This is a genomic window from Methylosinus sp. LW4 (assembly GCF_000379125.1).
Lineage (GTDB): Bacteria > Pseudomonadota > Alphaproteobacteria > Rhizobiales > Beijerinckiaceae > Methylosinus.
On the sequence record NZ_KB900627.1, the window covers coordinates 49,410 to 66,970 of the forward strand.

A 17,561-nucleotide genomic window follows, 5' to 3' on the forward strand; every position below is an offset into this window, starting at 1 on the left:
CTCTCCGAGCCGGCCGCATCGGCAGGTTGGCGAGAATGCGATCGAAGAACCTAGATTTTCTCCGATCCGATCGGATCGGAGGATGCGCGCTCACCGCGGCGCAATGCGTCGAGATCGTCTGGCGTATCGACATCGAGAATTACGCCGTCTCCGTCGGCTTCCACCTCCACGACATTCGGGGCCGCCCGCAACAGAGCGCGCGCGCCGATATCGCCGCGCAATTCCAAAATACGCGGGAACAGCGCGCGTCCGATGAGGACCGGATTGCCGCGTCGTCCGCCACGCAGCGGGACGACCGCGGGAGCGTGCGTCTCCTCGAATGTTCCAATCAGAAGATCGAGGACGGCGGAAGAGACATTGGGCATATCGCCGAGCAGGATCAGCGCGCCCTGCGCATCAGGCGCCTGTGCAATTCCCATGCGCAGAGTCGACGCCATGCCTTCGGCATGATCCAAATTATGGACGAGCGTCACGGACCGATCGGCGAGCGCCGCTGAGACGCGCTCGTGGTCCCAGCCCGTGACGACGATGGTCTTGCCGGCGCGCGATCCGAGCGCAGCGTCGACAGCGCGTCGGAGCAGCGGACTTCCGCCAAGGTCCTCGAGCAATTTGTTGCGTTCATCCGCCGCAAAGCGCGCGCCACGACCGGCGGCGAGAATAATCGCCGCGATCATGCGGTCTTCTGCGCTTCGTTGCGCAGCGGCTTGCGCTTGCGTTCGAAGATCAGTTCTCCGAGCACGGAAACGGCGATCTCGGCGGGGCCGAGCGCGCCTATGTCGAGGCCGACCGGCGCCCTTATGCGCGCCAGAGCGTCACGCTTCGCGCCTTTGGCGAAAAGCCTCTCGATCCGCCGCGCATGGGTCACGCGCGATCCGAGCGCGCCGAGGTAATAGCAATCCGAGGCCAGCGCCAGCAGAAGCGCCGAATCGTCGATTTTCGGATCATGGGTCAGCACGACGAGCGCCGTGGAAGCGTCCAGGCCGATCTCCGGCAATGCTTCATCCGGCCAGCGCAAATCCAAATGAACGCCGGGGAAGCGATCCGGCGCGGCGTAGGCGTCCCGCGGGTCGACGATGACCGGCTCGATTCCCGTGAGCCGCGCCATGGGCGCGAGAAATTGCGCGATATGCACCGCCCCGATGACGATGAGGCGCGGCGACGGCTCGCGCCATTCGACGAACCAGCGGCGGCCGTCATGCAACGTCACCCCGCGCATGGCGTAGAGCGGATCGTTCATGCCCGGCAGATTCGGATCGCCGCCGTCGAGAGGGATCGCGATCGCATGAGGTCTTCGCGCGGCAGTCCAGCGATTGGAGATCGCGAGCACATCCGCTGCGGCGGCGCCGACGGCTTGCACCAGCACGGCGATGCGTCCGCCGCAGGAGAGGCCGACGCGCCAAGCGGTTTCGTCGGCGACGCCGAACTCCAAAATGCGCGGCGTCCCATCCGCTATGACGTCGAGCGCCGCGGAGATGACGTCGCCTTCCACGCAGCCCGCCGAGACCGAGCCCCGAAAGCGGCCAGTGTCGTCGACGACGAGATGCGAACCGACCGGCCGCGGAGCGGAGCCGAACGTCTCGATCACCGTCGCGATCGCGACGCCGCGCCCCTCCCGACGCCAGCGTTCCGCCTCCAGCAATATTTCCGCGTCGTCCGAAGCCATTCCCGCTTCCCTCGAAAGCCCGGCGGGCGGGCGCCGATCTCCGACATTATATGCCATATTTGTCGCCGGACGTGTCGGAGTTGCGCCATCTTTGCGGCGCCATACGATCCGCATCGTCGACTCGAGATTTCCAGGCGACCAATGTCACGAGCAAATACGGAACTGCCGTCGGGAGAGACATCGTTTTCGTCACAGTTCCGCTATTGTATGTTTGAGGCGGGCTGGAATTTATTTTTCGATGCGATAGCATGACCGCCCTTCGGTTCGCTTTCGACAGCGCCTCATAGCCACGCATAGTCCTCGAGACGAGCGACCGTGTCGCCAATTCAAAAGGAGCCATCATGGAAGTTCGACGTCTCGGCGCGTCCGGCCTGCGGGTCCCGGCGCTCTCTTTTGGCACCGCGACATTTGGCGGCGCCGGCGATTTTTTCAAAGCCTGGGGCTCCACCGACTCTGCCGGCGCCGCGCGTCTCGTCGATATCTGTCTGGACCACGGCGTCGCAATGTTCGACAGCGCCGATGTCTATTCGGATGGTTTGGCGGAGGAGATCCTCGGCCAGGCGATCGTCGGCAAGCGTAACCGCGTGCTGATCTCGACCAAAGTGACCTTCCCGACCGGCGAGGGAGCCAATGACTTCGGCTCTTCGCGCATCCACCTCATAGAGGCCGTGGACGCCGCGCTCCGGCGCCTTGCCGTCGACCGCATCGATCTGCTCCAATTGCATGGACAGGACTACAACACGCCGGTGGAAGAGACGCTCGCCACCTTGGATCAGCTCGTTCGCGACGGAAAGGTCCGATATGTCGGTGCGTCCAATTTCTCTGGCTGGCACCTAATGAAGTCTCTCGCGGTCGCCGATCGCTACGGCTATCCGCGGCATGTCGCGCATCAGGTTTATTATTCTCTCCTCAATCGCGATTATGAATGGGATTTGCTGGATCTCGGTCGTGACCAAGGCGTCGGCGCCGTCGTCTGGAGCCCGCTCGGATGGGGAAAGCTGACCGGCAAGATCCGCCGCGGTCAGCCCGCCAAGCCCGGCACACGCGCTCACGACATAGCGGACACTGGTCCCCATTTCGATGAGGAACGCCTGTTTCGAATCGTCGACGCGTTGGAGAGGGTCGCGCAGGAGACCGGCAAGACGATCCCGCAGATCGCCTTGAACTGGTTGCTCCAGCGCGACACGGTCGCCAATGTCATCATCGGCGCACGCAATGAGGAGCAGCTCATCGAAAATGTCGGCGCGGTGGGCTGGCGGCTGAATGAAGCGCAAATTGCGGCTCTCGACGCCGCAAGCGATCAGCCGCCTGTCTATCCCGCTTGGCATCAGCGGGGGTTCCCTATGCTGCACGAATCCGGCGGCGCCTCGCGAGGCTGATGAACGTGTTCGCCGTAACGAGACGGCTCCGCGACGCGGTCGGGTCGGCTGCTCGCGTGAGCCTTCCGATATTTCGCCGCGTAGTCTGCCTTGGATCGTCGAGGAAACGATCAGATCTCATGGAATGTCCTCAAAGCCGCCATTACGCGCTCGTGTATCGGCTGCGTGGGCTCGGGCGGCTCGAACGCGCGTCCGGTAATCCGCTGGTGAGCATCGACATAGGTCAGCGCGGTTTTCCAGATCAGCTCTGAGGGTATTGCAGGGACATCATCCTTGTACGGATCGCATCGCGCGGCGACCCAGCTCCGAATTACGTCCTTGTCGAAGCTTTCCGGCGACTGGCCGGCGGCAAGACGCTGCGGATAGGTGGCTGCCTGCCAGTAGCGGCTGGAGTCGGGGGTGTGGATTTCGTCGGCGATGCGTAAGGTTCCCCTGGAATCGACGCCGAACTCGTATTTTGTGTCGGCGAGGATCAGGCCGCGCTCGGCGGCCAACCGTTGGCCACGCGCAAACAGAGCGAGAGCGACTTCACTCATCTGCCGCCACTGGGCTTCGGTCAGCAGCCGGCGCGCGAGGATTTCGTCTGCCGTAAGAGGCTCGTCATGAGCGCCGTCGATTGCCTTGCTCGTTGGCGTGATGATCGGCGTCTCGAGCGCCTGATTGTCGACGAGGCCGTCCGGCAGCCGCTGCCCGTACATCTGGCGGCGACCGGCCCGATACATTGTCAGGATCGAGGTGCTTGTCGTGCCCGCCAAGTAGCCGCGCACGACGATCTCCACCGGGAGAATCTCGAGCCGATGGCCGACGATGATGTTCGGGTCGGGGTAGTCCAGTATATGGTTTGGGCAGATGTCGGCGGTCTGCTCGAAGGCCCAGCGGGCGACGCCATTCAGCACCTGTCCCTTGAACGGGATGTGGCACAGCACCCGGTCGAAGGCCGACAGGCGGTCGGAGGTAACGAGGATGCGCCGCCCGTCCGGCAGGTCGTAATTGTCGCGCACCTTGCCGCGATAGAGGCCGGGCAGGCCAGGGTCGATCGCATTCTGCAGCACCTGATGGGCGCTGGCTTTCAGTTTGGTTTCGTCGATAACTGACATTCTCGTCTCCGAGGAGGTCACGATCCTTGTCCACGATGACCATACGTCACATGAATTCGGCTTCTGAATGTGCTCGATAAGCGGATCGCGCGACCTGGTTTCTGCATCGGATCCGAAGAGATTTCGGATATTCATCGCTTCCTTGTAACGCTCTCGGGAGCATTCGAGAAGGACCCGAAGCGGTCGCCGATGTTTCCCGAAAACGGCGCTTCATCCCGCGGCCATCAGCGATGCAGAGCAGTATCGCCGAGGACATGTTGGACACGTTCCGTTGTGGAAGGCAGAGCCCACAATCTCATGCCGCATCTTCGACGCCTCTCTTCCGCTCGAAGGTGATGAAGCTGAGCGCCGCGAGCACCCAGACGCCGATGGCGCCGTAGAGCATGACGTCTCCGAAGCCGCCGGCCAGCGCGGCAGGACCGATCACCTTTGACGCTCCCATGGCGGACTGATCGATGGCCGAGACATTTCCGGCGACGATCTGCTCGGCGACGCGTCGAAGCTGCGCTGCATCGAATGCTCCAGACGCTGCGCTCAGCCGCTTCTGAACGCCCTCCAGCAAGACGAAGCCCATCAGCGCGATATTGATGGCGAGGGAGATCATCCGGGCGCTCATATCGATGCCGGACGCCATGCCGGCTCTGTCGCTCGATACGGATCCGGTCGTGGTGTTGGTGACCGGCGTGTTGGTGGCTCCGAGGCCGATCCCGGCCAGCAACGCGCCGATCAACGTCGTCGTCAAGGCCGGCGAACCGCCGCTTGTTCCAGTCTTCATGATGAAAAAGCCGAAGCCTATCACGAACAGTCCCGTCGGGATGACGACGCCAGCGCCAAGGCGCAGCGAAAGGCGTTCGGCGAAGGGCGGGACAACGAGCGTCGGCAAGGTGTAGGCGAGAAGCGCCAGACCTGCCGTTAGTCCATCGAGCCCGAGTCCTGCCTGAAACCAGATCGGCAGATAGATCATGAAAGGCCAGAAGCTGAAATTCATGCCTATCGAGCCGAACAGCGCTCCAGAAAAGGGCCGAATTCGGAACACCGAGAAATCGAACATCGGATGCAGCGCGATCTGCTCGACTATGATGAAGGCGATGAGGCTGAGAGCCGCTGTGGCGACGATCGCCAGCGCGAGCGGACTGGCGAGGCCGAGTTCGCTGCCCTGGGTGATGACGTAAGCGACGCAAAAGACGGCCAGTGACAAGGTCGCGACGCCGGCGAGATCCAGCCGCCGGGCCTTCGGGTCTTTCGATTCCCGGACAGCGCGCCAAGCCAGAACGACCGTCGGCGCTGCGATGAAACCGTGGATCAGAAACACCCAGGCCCAGCCCATGAGGGCGGCGATGCCGGCGCCGATCGCCGGGCCGAAGCCGAGGCCAAACCCAGTAACAATGCCCCACCAGCCGAATGCCCGGGCTCGATCGGCAGCGGTGCTGAACTGATGTGAGAGCACTGCGATCCCACAAATCAGCATGGCGCCGCCGCTCGCGCCTTGGAGCGCTCGCCCGACGATGAGGATCGTCATGTCGGGGGCGAGGCCGCATAGGAGGGACGCGCCGCCGAACGCAACGATGGCGACGATGAGGAGACGCTTGCGCCCGAAGCGATCCGCCAAAGCGCCGGCCGCCATCAGGACCGTCGCCACGGCGATGGTGTAGGCGTTCATGGTCCATTGGAGCTGCTGGAAATCGGCGTGAAGGACTTCCTCCAGCGTCGGCAGGATCGCCGGCACGCTCGATATTTCGAAGCCGAACATCGAAGCCGATAGGCAAATGGCGGCCAAGGCGAGGTTGTCTTGCCGCGAGGAAGCAAAGGACATGATCAGACCTTTCAGCGCCGAGATTCTCGGCGTCTCGTGAGCCGCCGCTCACTCACAATGGCCAAGGCCGTGGTGATGCGGCAGTCTCGCGTGCGACGGTTGTCGATGGAGCTGATGGTAGGCGAAACTCGATGATGCAAAAATGATATGATGTGCTATTTCAGAGACAACAAATCTGGATGGTCGAAATGGCGTCCCTCGATGTCGAGTCGGTTCAGGCTTTCGTGGCCATCGCCGATCTGCAAAGTTTCACGCGAGCAGCCGAGGCCCTCGGCACCACACAAGGCGCGATCAGCGTCAAGCTGCGGCGCCTGGAAGAGCGGATCGGCCAACGGCTGATCGAGCGCACGCCGCGCCACGTCCGGCTCTCGGCTCACGGCGCCGTCTTTCTCGACCGTGCTCGCGCCTTTCTCGTCGCGCACGAAGCCGCGCTGTCGGCTCTCGCTTCCACGACCCTGCGCCGCTTCGGGCTCGGCATTGCCGCCCATGTGGCCGGACCGGAGCTTCCGACTCTTCTGGCGCAACTCAACGCACATGATCCGGGTCTGCGCATCGAAGTCCGTCTCGAAAATTCGCGCGCTCTGCTCGACGCTTTCGATCGCGGAGAACTGGACGCCTGCATCATTCGGCGCGAGGACGACAGACGCGATGGCGAGGTCCTCGGCCCCGAACATTTCGGATGGTTCGCCGCGCCGAATTTCGAGCATCGGCAGGGCGAGCCTTTGCGGCTGGCCGCCCTGTCTCCATCCTGTGGAGTGCGCGACGTCGCGACCCGCGCCCTCGACGAGGCGGGCGTCGCTTGGACGGAAGTGTTTCTCGGCGGCGGCTCGTCGGCGGTGGCGGCCGCGGTTTCCGCCGGGCTCGCCCTGGCCATCTTTTCCTGTCGCCTCGCTCCCCCCGGCGCCATCGAAATCGGCGAGCGCTTGGGGTTGCCGCGCCTGCCCTCGTCCGAGATCGTGTTGCACTCGACGCTCACCGATCCCAAATCGCGCGCCGCATTGCGCACACTCGCCGCCGCGTTCCGTGAGCATCGCGCGACGGCCAGATAGCCGGCGCGAGAAAAGCTCGTGCTCGGGCCGGAAAACAGCAGTGTAGGAACGTTCCGGCAGACGTGGCGACTTCGAAATGGCTCGAGGTGGATTCGACAACCGCTCCCGCCAACCTACGCGGAAATTTCCGGGCCAGGCGGGCCGCCATCGTCGCATTGCATTTTCGATGCGACGCCCTCGAGGATTTTCGCGATTTGAATGACGCCCTCCTCCATCGCCGCGCTGTCAAAGGCCGCGAATCCCATGACCAGACCGCTCGGGCCCGCGACTGATTGCCGGTAATCCGAAATCGGCCGCGTCTCTATCCCACCTTGCGCGAGGGCTGCGGCGATGCGGCGATCGTCCACGCGGAACTGCAGCAGGGCGGCGGCGTCGAGCCCGGTCGCAATCTGTGGCATGGCGAGGAGGCCGGATAGACGCGAGCTAGCCAGATGCTCCATCGTCGCCGCGCGTTCGGCATAGAGCGATCGCATCTCCCGGATATGGCGCGCCAGATGCCCGTCCGCGATGAATTCGTGCAACAGGAGCTGCGGCAATAGCGACGCGTGACGACTGCACAAGGACAGCGCGGTCGTGAATGCTTCGACCAGCCTATCGGGAACGATCAGATAAGCGAGCCGCAACGAAGGAAACAGCAGCTTGCTGAAGGTTCCCGCATAGATCACGCGATCGTCGTCGTCCAGGCTCTTGAGCGGAGCGAGCGGGAGACTGCCGTAGCGAAACTCTCCATCGTAATCGTCTTCGATCACGACCGCTTTGGCCGCTCGGGCCCAGCGAAGCAGCTCGAGGCGTCGGTGGAGCGCCATCGGCATGCCGAGAGGCGTGTGATGCGCGGGCGTCACATAGACGAGGCGAGCGTGCGGCGCGGCGCGCACCGCGTTCGCGACATCTAACCCGTCACTGTCGACGGGCACGCCGACGATGTCGGCGCCCGCAGCGGCGAAGATGCGGCGTGCGCCCATATAGCCCGGATCTTCGATCCAGACTTCGTCGCCGGGATCGAGCAGCAGCCGCGCGCAAAGATCGAACCCTTGCTGCGCGCTCGCGAGAATCACCACGTGCTCGGAACGGCAGGTAACGCCCATGGAGCGCCGCAAATGATCAGCGATAGCTCGACGAAGCGGCGCGTATCCCGCCGGGTCGCAGCTCAGCAGGTGCGCGCGCTGAAGCAAACCAGCTCTGCGCGCCGCAATTCGGTTCCAAATCCTCAAGGGAAACGCGGCGACGTCGGGCTGGTTCGGACGGAACGGGCGCGGAGGGAACGGCAGCTCACGCAGCGGAAAAGGCGACTGCGCAAGAAGCTCGCCGCGCCGTGACAGAATGCCCGCGCTCGCTTCCTTCTTCCTCATTGGAGCCGAGCGGGAGCTCACGGGAAGCGCCTCCGCCACGAAGGTCCCTTTGCCGACTTTGCCGACCAAATAACCTTCGGCGGCGAGCTGCGCGAAAGCATTGAGAACGACGCCGCGCGAAACATGATGCTGGCGTGCGAATTCGCGGCTTGCGGGTAGTCTGGTTCCGGGGGAAAGCCGTCCGCTCAGGATCGCGTCGCGAATTTCTCCATAGAGCCAGCGCAGAAGCGGCGTCCCTGCCGATGCTGGCGCGATAGCAAATTCGGTCTCTTCGGCCCGGCGCACGGCGAGCTCCTAAATTGGCCCTGTATTTATGTTCTAAATGGCGCTTTACGCAAGGCCATTGTCCAGATCAGTTTGCGAGGAGCCGCGTCGACGTCAGGCCTCGACGTCGAGGCGCAAAGACATCGGCTTGTTTCGTCCTGGCGATCCAAGACCGGCTTGGACGGAGGAAAACGATGCATGAATCGACGACGAGTCCGCCTTACATTCTTCCGTCGCGGCGACTCGCGAGGCGCGTGGACGATATTCCTGCGGCGCGCTTCGCAGGTCCCGCCGCGGCCCTTCTCTACCCCTTCTGGCTCGACGGCTTTCACTTTTGCGTCGAGCGCATAGGGGCCGCTCGGGGGCTCTATGCCGCCCTCCTGCTTTTGTCGGCTTGCGCGCTGTTGGTGCTCGCCAACGCAACGCCGGCCGTCGCCGCCATTGCCTTCGCTAGCCTCGCGCGCAAGGATTTGACGACAAGGTCGCATCTCCGCGCCGTGCGTGTCGCGCTTCTGGCCGTCGCCGCCGTGCCGATCTATACGTTCGTCGGCGTCATTTTCTACATGGCGGGGCTATCCGGCTCGGACCGATGGGCAGTCTCGATGCTGTGGACCATCATGATCTTTTTGCTCGCGCTTCCGGGTTCCGAGATTGCATCGTCGCAATCTCGACCTGTCGCCTCATGGTTCAAGATCCATCGGCTCCTCGGACTGACGATCGCGATTTTCGTGCTTGGTCACGAGGTCAATCATTTATTGGGGCTGGTAGGGCCGGACGCGCATTTGGCCGCGATGAAGGCGCTGCGTAAGATATATCGCCTTCCTGTCGTCGAACCGGCGATTGCCGGCGCCTTTTTGTCGACGGCGGCGACAGGAGGCTATTTGGCCTGGCGGGCGAGCGCCAAACGAATGGACGGCTTTCGCGCTTTCCAACTCATGTCCGGCGTGTTCCTGTTCTTTTTCATTATCTCGCATCTCAATGCGGTCTTCGTGCTCGCGCGGACCTATCTCGGCGTCGACTCGAATTGGGACTTTGCGACTGGAGCTCCTGCGGGGCTCATCCTGGACCCGTGGAACATCCGACTCGTTCCGCATTATGGATGGGGCGCATTCTTCGCTCTGGGGCATGTGTTCGTCGCGATTCGCTATATGATGCTTCGGCGCGGCGCGTCGAAGGCGAGCGCGGACCGTGTCGCGGTCTGGGGCGCCGTCGCCAGCGGGGTCGTCGCCATCCTGATCCTTCTCGGGATGTGCGGCGTAAGACCAGGTTTCGTCTGAGCGAAGGGCCCCCTCCCCCCGACGACGACGTCCCACAAACTCCGCCTGGGATCCGGGAGCGAGCCGCGCCGCCTATGCGCGGATGTTCACGCCGCCAAAAACCGCAACCGTTTCGGCGGTTGCGTCAAATCGCGGCGCGTCGCTCAGCTCGGGGTCAGAGCCGTTCGCCGATCTCGGGGGCGGCCGCCGGGGCGGCTCCCGACGTGTAGCTTTCGAGCTCGCTCGCGAATCGTTCTGACCGAACGCCGTTCGAATCGTAATATTCTTCGACGGATTTGACCCAGCGTTTGATGCTGGGGACATACCAGAACGCCTTATAGATACGCCCGCTGGCTTTCTTGGCGGGGATCGCGTTCTTCTGCGCGAGCAAGGCGGATTTCTCGCCGCCCTTCACCACGACGGCGTTCGTCACGACGCGCGGGACGAGCTCGGCGGTCCAAGACCCGTTCACTTCGATCTTGAGCGCGCGGAACTCCCCGGCCGGAACGGCGACGGACTCCCAGCCGATCACGCGCGACGGCGAGACGAAATGCTCGCTGCGATGCAGAGGATTGGGGTTCTCCTCCGTATATTCGACACGCCAAGTCTTCCCCACGGAGAGCGGGAAGGACAATGGCTGATTGACGACTTTTTCTTCCCCGTTCACGCTTCGCAGGCGGCTCCAGTCGAAACCGAAGATTTGCTCTTTCGCCGGCAGCGACGAGCCGATCTCCCGGGTTCTCACGAGCAGGCTGTCGCCATTGACGCGCACGACGGCGATCTCATCTCGCCGCTCGCGGGCGGTTCCGCCCTTCTCGACCATGATATGGTAGGTCCAGGCTTCCTGCGTCGAAAGCTTCGGCCGATCCAATTCGCCCGCATGAGCGAAGGACGCACCTCCGAAAATGACCAAAAGAATGCTTTTTGTCCGCATCGCCGCGCACAGAGCCGAGTTGGAAGTCGAATGGTCGGATTCTAGACCGATCCCTCCGCCTGAACAAGCTCATGCGATCACGATTGACGGCGGCTATGATTTCTGCGCGACGAAGAATAGGCGCGGATAGCGGAGCAGAACCTTCCCGTCCGGCTGCAACGGATAGGCGGCCGCGAGCTCCGATTCGTAACGAGACAAGAAGAGTGAACGCTCGATCTTGCTCAACGGATCGAGGAACGGCCGCAGCGCCGAGCCTTCGAACCATTCGACGACGCCCTTCGCGCCGTCGAGCGGATGAACATAGGTGGTTTGCCAGGTCTCGAATACGGACGCATGCGCGGCCAGCCGCCGATAATATTCTTCCGGCGGGCTGATCACGGGCCGCGTCTTGGCGATGGGAACGAGGCGCTCCGCCCAAGGGCCGTCGGCCGCGATCATGCGCATCAGCGCATGCGACATCTCCTGCGTCGTGTTCGGCATTTGTACCGCGAGCCAGCCGCCCGGCCGCAGCACGGACAAGAGCCTGACGATCGCCTCGTCGTGATCCGGGACGAATTGCAGCGCCGCGTTGGAGAAGACGAGATCCGGCGGCTCCGCCGGGCGCCAGGCGGCGATGTCCTGCTTTTGAAATTGCGCGGAGGCGATGCCGCGACGACGCGCGACCTCGAGCATTTCGTCGGAGGTGTCGAGGCCGACGAGAGCGGCGCGGGGAAATCGCGCGGCGAGGAGCTCGGTGCTGTTCGCGGGACCGCATCCGAGATCGAAGACCGTGGTCGGCTCGAACTCCGGGATGCGCGCGAGCAGATCCCTCGCGGCCCGCGTGCGCTCCCTCTCATATTTCCGATAGAGAGCAATGTCCCAGTCGCTCACGTTGAGGCTCGCCTTCCGATCTGCGGCGCATTGATGGTCCCTACGGCGTCTATCGCTCGGGCGATCGGCGCCGGGCGCTTGCCCATTCGCATTCGCGCCTTGTCGCATGAAAATCGCTTCGAAGCCATCTCGCCGCCGCGGCGCGTGGCGGGAAGACGCCCGCAACGCTTGCGCCGTCGACGCTCGAGGTGCCTACGAACCCGATTGGCGTGCTTTTGTGGGACGCCCGGTAAATTAAGCCGCGTTAAAACTCCAGGCCGGCTATTTAAGGAAATACCGAATTGCTTAAATAAGAAACCTGGGTCATGCTGCGCCGATGAGCGCTCAGAATTCCCATAGTTCTAGGCTCGGTCGCTACGTGGAAGCGACTGTCGGCGGCGAAGTCGTGCGCGCCTTCGTTCCCCCTCCCCTGCCGCCGAGCCCGGACATCGATCTCCTGCCCCTTCTCGGTCGCGTCAGCGCCGCGGAGCGAGCGCTCGGCCGGCTCGATGGCGCAGCCGTCCTGCTGCCGCGACAGGAGCTTTTTCTCTACATGTACGTCCGCAAGGAAGCTGTGCTCTCCTCGCAAATCGAGGGTACGCAGTCGACCCTCGCCGATCTCCTTCGGTTCGAGACGGAGGCGTCGTCGGGCCAACCGATCGACGACATCCGGGAAGTCTCGAATTATGTCGACGCGATGATGTACGGGCTCGAACGGCTCGAAGAGTTCCCGCTCTCGCTTCGACTCATTCGTGAGCTCCACGCGCGCCTCCTGCAGAGCGGTCGCGGTGAGACGAAAGACCCCGGAGAGTTTCGGCGCTCGCAAAATTGGATCGGCGGCACGCGGCCCGGCAACGCGCTGTTCGTGCCCCCGCCCCCCAGTGAGCTCGGCGGCTGTCTCGACGCTTTCGAGCGCTTCATTCACGAAACCGGATCGCAATTGCCGCCGCTGATCAAAGCCGGGCTGCTTCACGTTCAGTTCGAGACCATTCATCCGTTTCTCGACGGGAATGGTCGTGTGGGGCGCCTTCTGGTCACGCTGTTCCTTTGCGCCAATGGCGTGCTGCGGACTCCCCTCCTCTATCTCAGCCTTTATCTGAAAACGCATCGCGCGGACTATTATCGTCTTTTGCAAGAGGTGCGCGAGAATGGCGCTTGGGAGAGCTGGCTCGAATTTTTTCTGGAGGGCGTTGCCGAAACGGCAAATCAGGCCTTCGAAGCAGCCGTGCGGATCGCGGGTCTTTTCACGCGCGATCGGGAGCGGATAGCAGCCGAAAGCGATCGGACGGGGTCCTCGCTTCGCATTCACGACTTGCTTCAGCTGCATCCATTCGCCACCGCGAACGATCTCGTCGCGCGTACCGGGTTGAGCGCGCCGACCGTCAATGCGGCGCTGGCCGATCTCGAGCGCCTGGGCGTCGTCGCAGAGATTACGGGCCGTCGGCGTGGGCGCGTTTTCAGCTACCGTGCTTATCTCGATATTCTCAGCGAAGGAACGGGACCGCTGCGTGGGTGACCTCCGGCTTTGGCCTTTCCGGGGCGTGTAAAAAGAGCCCCTCGTTCGAGAGAGTTTTCTCGCCGTTGACCACTCTCCGCCGAGTTGCACGCGGACAACTCAGGAACGAGTGTGCCGCGCCTTGGATCAAACAGAGCCGGCGAGTGGCCCCGGGCGCCTCCCGTCGAATTTGAGGATGATGCGCGTGCAAGACGGCCCTCGACCCAGCGGGAGGGCTCCGCGTGAGGCATGCGATGCGCCGATAAGAACGGTGGCGGGGAGGAGCAGTAGTGGATTGTGCGCTCGGTCCTTTAGCGCCGATAAGAACGGCTCCGGCGATCGGCCGTATCGTTCTTTGATAGTATCTCGATCGTGCCGAATCGAGTTGCACGCGTGCAACTCCCGAGCCGGTGCAATTGTCCTCCAAAGTCGGGGTGACCGAGCGGCCGAGTTGTCCGCGTGCAACTGGTGAGTGAGCCGCCTGACAGCGAGGGCGCGATACGTGGCGGTAACCGCTCGTTAAATAAAAACTCCTTGCGGCGTAGAGCGAATCGGCCCTTATTCCTCGATCAGCGCATTTCAGGGCCACCAGCTGAAATTTCCGCAGATCCGAGGAAGTCTAATGCCGTCATCGATCATAAGCCAGCAGCGGGGTCCCGACGACCTGCGGTCGCTGATCAATGCCGACGCCGCCGAGCTGTCTTTGCGTCTTCGCGCGCAGCAGATCAGGGATTTCCCGCCGGCCGCGCAGAAGACTATTCGGCGATTTTCCCCAGCGGAGGCCGCGCGCTTCATCGGGATACACGAAGGCTATTTGCGGCAGCTCGTTGCAGAAGGGAAGGGGCCTCCGGCCCAGCCGAACAATCGACGCACCTATTCGATCGAGGACATCGAGGGGCTCCGCGCCGAACTCGACCGCAATGGCAAAGGCGCGCGCCGCTATGTGCCGCATCGCAAGGAGGGCGAGCCTCTTCAAATCGTCTCCGTGATGAACTTCAAGGGCGGAAGCGGCAAGACCACGACTGCTGCGCATCTCGCGCAATTCCTGGCGTTTCGGGGATATCGCGTGCTGGCGGTCGATCTCGATCCGCAGGCCAGCCTCTCGACCTTTTTCGGCCATCAGCCGGAGCTCGACGTCGGCGAGGGCGAGACGATCTACGGAGCTATTCGCTATGACGCGCAGCGACGCGATATGGCGGAGATCGTCCGCGCCACGTACATACCGAATTTGCATGTGGTTCCCGGGCAATTGGAGCTCATGGAATTCGAGCATGAGACGCCCAAGGAGCTCATGGGGCGGCAGGGAAACAGCTCGCTGTTTTTCGCGCGAGTCGGGGAGGCGCTCGCGCAGGTGAGCTTCGCTTACGACATCGTCGTGATCGATTGTCCGCCGCAGCTCGGCTTTCTGACCCTTTCCGCGCTCTGCGCTGCGACCGCGGTCCTGATCACCGTGCATCCGCAAATGCTCGACGTGATGTCCATGTCGCAGTTCTTGAACATGACGGGCAGTCTGCTCGACGTCGTCGCAAACGCGGGCGGCGAAACGCAATATGATTGGATGCGATATCTGGTCACACGCTACGAGCCGAGCGACGGACCGCAAACGACGATGGTGGGGCTGCTGCGATCGATCTTCGGCTCGCGTGTGCTCACGCATCCGATGGTGAAGAGCACGGCGATCGCCGACGCCGGCCTGACGAAGCAGACGCTCTATGAGGTCGAAAGGCAACAGTTCACGCGGGGAACCTATGACCGCGCGGTCGAGGCGCTGGATCTCGTCAATGGCGAGATCGAAGGTCTCATTCGCGGCGTTTGGGGAAGGAGCTGACGATGGCGCGGAAAATCATCTTCGACGCGCCTTTGGAGGAGACGAAGCCGCCGGAATCGCTGGCGCGCGCGACGGCGCCGCATCCGGCGCGTCCTCTTCTCGGTCTCGACCGGCCGATCAAGCAATCGAGCGCTCTCGGCGCCATATCGCAATCCTTGGGAGATATCTCCGAGCGCGTGAAGCGAGCCGAGCAGATCGAGCAGAAACTGGTCGCAGGGCAAACCGTCGTCGAGATCGATCCCGATCTCATCGACGCCTCTTTCGTGCCCGATCGCATGGATGCGACGCCGGAGCAGGATGCGGCGTTTCGCGAGATGATCCGCGAACACGGGCAGAATGTGCCCATTCTCGTCCGCCCCAAGACGCCGGAGCGTTTCGAGGTCGCCTTCGGTCATCGCAGGTTGCGCGCCGCGCGCGAGCTCGGAATTAAAGTCCGCGCCGTCGTGCGCGATTTGACCGATGAGCAGCTCGTCATTGCGCAGGGGCAGGAGAATAGCGTCCGGACCGATCTCACCTTCATCGAGCGCGCCCGCTTTGCGGCGCGGCTCGAGGATCGAAAATTCTCGCGCGAGATCATCATGGCGTCTCTCAATGTCGACAAGGCCGCGCTGTCGCGCCTCATCGCCATTGCGACGCGCGTTCCCGGCGCGCTGATCGATGCGATTGGTCCTGCACCCGGATTTGGCCGCGTGCGCTGGCAGGAACTGACCGAGCTTCTCGATGTGGACGACAATCGCGCACGGGCGCGCGCCATTATCGCGGAGCCCTCGTTCGGAGATTTGGACACCGATAAAAGGTTCCAGACCCTCTATGATCGGCTGCGCGTTCGCGAAGCCCGCCTTCGCCCCGAGACCTGGAATGCAGAGGATGGGACGCGCGTCGCCCGCATCATGCGCTCCGGTAAAAAGCTGACGCTCACATTCGACGATCGTGTGGTCCCGCAATTTGGCGATTTCGTCGCCGAAAGGCTGCAGCTTCTCTATGAGGAGTACAAGGCCAACGGAGATCGTGGGAGCTGACGCTTCTTTCGCGCTGCGTATTTGGCGCTGTTCGTGCGTTCACGAAGGCAACGGAGATTTATCGCAAAAGAAAAAGGCCCCCGAAACGTCGTCTCGGAAGCCCTTCTCATCCTTCAGCAAGCTGAGAATCCCACTTCCGCGAATCACTGTCAAGAGTCGGCGCCGTTTCAGCGAGCGGATTTCTTTTGCCTGAACGAGGCAAAGGAACATGCAGACACGTTCAACGACGCCCTTCGGGCGGCGGCCGTTGTCGCTCGCCATGGTGGCGAGCCAGGCCGCGACCGAGAATTTCGCCGCCAAGCCGGGCGCATCCGAAACAGTCGTCCATAAGTGGCGGCTGTTCCGCGCGCTCACCGAGGCCAAAGAGCCGCTCGGCGTCACCGAGCGCGCGCTATCGGTGCTGCACGCGCTGCTGAGCTTCCACCAGGAGACCGCGCTCAGTCTGCCGGAGGTCGCTTCGATGTCCGCCGAGGCGGGCTCGGCCGGCGCCGGAATCGTCGTGTTTCCTTCGAACAAGGAACTCTCGATCCGCGCCCATGGCATGGCGCCGGCGACTTTGCGCCGGCATCTCGCCTGCTTGGTCGACGCCGGGCTCATCATCCGCCGTGATTCCCCGAACGGCAAGCGCTTCGCCCGGAAAGGGCAGGGGGGAGCGATAGCGGACGCCTTCGGCTTCGACCTCGCGCCACTCGTCGCGCGCTCGAGCGAAATCGAGAACCTCGCAGAGGAGGTGCGGGCCGAGAACCGCGCGATCGCGCTGCTGCGCGAGAAGATCACGCTCACGCGGCGAGACATCGTCAAAATGATCGAGACCGCTTTGGAGGAGGGCGTCTCGGGCGACTGGGACGAGGCGCATCAGCGCTATGCGACGCTCTCGGGGCGCTATGGACGGGGGCTTTCCTGCGCCGATCTGCAGGCTTTGGCCGGGGAATTGGCCGCTCTAGCGGCGGAAATCCACAAGTCGCTGGAAACGCACATAAAAGCTCAAAATATGAGCGGCAATGAGTCTCAATCTGAGCGCCACATACAGAATCAAACCACAAATTCTTCTGATCTTGAACCTAGCCTTCAAGAAGGCAGGGCGCAGCCACCCCAACCAAATCTCGAAGAGCCCGGAGGAGCGATCGATCGCGCCCCAGAAACATCCCCAGATCGCTCTCGAACCATCGATCCCAAGCCGGCCCTTCGCGCCTATCCCCTCGGAATGGTGCTGGAGGCCTGTCCAGACATCGTCGATTACGGCCCGAGTGGCGAAATCTCGTCATGGCGAGACCTCGCTGCTGCGGCGGCGACAGTGCGTTCGGCGCTCGGCGTTTCGCCAGACGCCTGGTCGCAAGCCCTGGATGTCCTGGGCGAGCATGACGCCTCCATCGTCATCGCCGCGATCCTGCAACGTGGCGATGAGATCAAGAGCGCCGGCGGCTATCTCCGCGTCCTGACCGAAAAGGCGAGGGCAGGGGAGTTCTCGCTCGGACCCGTGCTGATGGCGCTGTTGCGCGGCAAGGCCGCGAAGGCGGCGCGCGAACGCAAGAAAACAGGGTGACGCGGGATGGATGATCGGACCGA

General features: G+C 63.0%; 14 protein-coding genes. 7 read left to right on the forward strand and 7 right to left on the reverse strand.

Annotation, left to right across the window (positions count from 1 at the left end; genetic code table 11):
- Positions 1-50: 50 nt before the first annotated feature.
- Positions 51-674: a nucleotidyltransferase family protein gene (locus METLW4_RS0120030; RefSeq protein WP_018268015.1), complete on the reverse strand. Its 624-nt coding sequence runs from the start codon at positions 672-674 to the stop codon at positions 51-53.
- Positions 671-1,663 (reverse strand): XdhC family protein, encoded by a 993-nt coding sequence (locus METLW4_RS0120035; RefSeq protein WP_018268016.1) that lies wholly within the window; start codon positions 1,661-1,663, stop codon positions 671-673. The genes METLW4_RS0120030 and METLW4_RS0120035 overlap by 4 nt, the downstream gene beginning before the upstream one ends.
- Before the next feature lie 341 nt (positions 1,664-2,004).
- Here METLW4_RS0120035 and METLW4_RS0120040 point away from each other — a divergent pair, with 341 nt between their 5' ends.
- Positions 2,005-3,042 (forward strand): aldo/keto reductase, encoded by a 1,038-nt coding sequence (locus METLW4_RS0120040; protein WP_018268017.1) that lies wholly within the window; start codon positions 2,005-2,007, stop codon positions 3,040-3,042.
- Between the two features lie 110 nt (positions 3,043-3,152).
- On the opposite strand, the gene METLW4_RS0120045 is transcribed toward METLW4_RS0120040, so the two are convergent.
- Together METLW4_RS0120045 and METLW4_RS0120050 are read right to left on the reverse strand one after the other, a co-directional pair.
- The gene (locus METLW4_RS0120045; RefSeq protein WP_157235506.1) at positions 3,153-4,139 is read right to left on the reverse strand and encodes a phosphoribosylaminoimidazolesuccinocarboxamide synthase; all 987 of its coding nucleotides are present in this window, start codon (positions 4,137-4,139) and stop codon (positions 3,153-3,155) included.
- 295 nt (positions 4,140-4,434) lie between these two features.
- Entirely contained in the window at positions 4,435-5,952 is a 1,518-nt protein-coding gene (locus tag METLW4_RS0120050) for an MFS transporter (protein WP_043333286.1), read from the reverse strand.
- Positions 5,953-6,140: 188 nt separating this feature from the next.
- Between METLW4_RS0120050 and METLW4_RS0120060 the strand changes: the two genes are divergently transcribed.
- Positions 6,141-7,001 (forward strand): LysR family transcriptional regulator, encoded by an 861-nt coding sequence (locus tag METLW4_RS0120060; protein WP_026191667.1) that lies wholly within the window; start codon positions 6,141-6,143, stop codon positions 6,999-7,001.
- Positions 7,002-7,114: 113 nt separating this feature from the next.
- Here the strand turns inward: METLW4_RS0120060 and pdxR are convergent, their stop codons facing one another.
- Entirely contained in the window at positions 7,115-8,635 is a 1,521-nt protein-coding gene (pdxR, locus tag METLW4_RS0120065) for a MocR-like pyridoxine biosynthesis transcription factor PdxR (RefSeq protein WP_020493761.1), read from the reverse strand.
- Positions 8,636-8,868: 233 nt separating this feature from the next.
- On the opposite strand from pdxR, the gene METLW4_RS25500 reads away from it, so the two are divergent.
- Positions 8,869-9,891 (forward strand): hypothetical protein, encoded by a 1,023-nt coding sequence (locus METLW4_RS25500; protein WP_157235509.1) that lies wholly within the window; start codon positions 8,869-8,871, stop codon positions 9,889-9,891.
- Between the two features lie 154 nt (positions 9,892-10,045).
- Here METLW4_RS25500 and METLW4_RS0120075 read toward each other — a convergent pair whose 3' ends face one another.
- Positions 10,046-10,741, reverse strand: coding sequence for a hypothetical protein (locus tag METLW4_RS0120075; protein WP_157235511.1), 696 nt, complete (start codon positions 10,739-10,741; stop codon positions 10,046-10,048).
- Positions 10,742-10,897: 156 nt separating this feature from the next.
- Positions 10,898-11,674: a trans-aconitate 2-methyltransferase gene (gene tam, locus METLW4_RS0120080; RefSeq protein ID WP_026191668.1), complete on the reverse strand. Its 777-nt coding sequence runs from the start codon at positions 11,672-11,674 to the stop codon at positions 10,898-10,900.
- A 316-nt stretch (positions 11,675-11,990) separates the two neighbouring features.
- Here tam and METLW4_RS0120085 point away from each other — a divergent pair, with 316 nt between their 5' ends.
- The 4 genes from METLW4_RS0120085 (at position 11,991) to repC (ending at position 17,538) form a co-directional block, all read left to right on the forward strand.
- Complete coding sequence (locus METLW4_RS0120085) at positions 11,991-13,169, forward strand: Fic family protein (RefSeq protein ID WP_026191669.1); 1,179 nt, start codon at positions 11,991-11,993, stop codon at positions 13,167-13,169.
- A 601-nt stretch (positions 13,170-13,770) separates the two neighbouring features.
- Positions 13,771-14,976, forward strand: coding sequence for a plasmid partitioning protein RepA (gene repA, locus METLW4_RS0120090; RefSeq protein ID WP_018268027.1), 1,206 nt, complete (start codon positions 13,771-13,773; stop codon positions 14,974-14,976).
- A 2-nt stretch (positions 14,977-14,978) separates the two neighbouring features.
- Positions 14,979-15,995, forward strand: a complete 1,017-nt coding sequence (gene repB / locus METLW4_RS0120095) for a plasmid partitioning protein RepB (RefSeq protein ID WP_026191671.1) — start codon at positions 14,979-14,981, stop codon at positions 15,993-15,995.
- 208 nt (positions 15,996-16,203) lie between these two features.
- Positions 16,204-17,538: a plasmid replication protein RepC gene (gene repC, locus METLW4_RS0120105; protein WP_083919329.1), complete on the forward strand. Its 1,335-nt coding sequence runs from the start codon at positions 16,204-16,206 to the stop codon at positions 17,536-17,538.
- Positions 17,539-17,561: the final 23 nt, after the last annotated feature.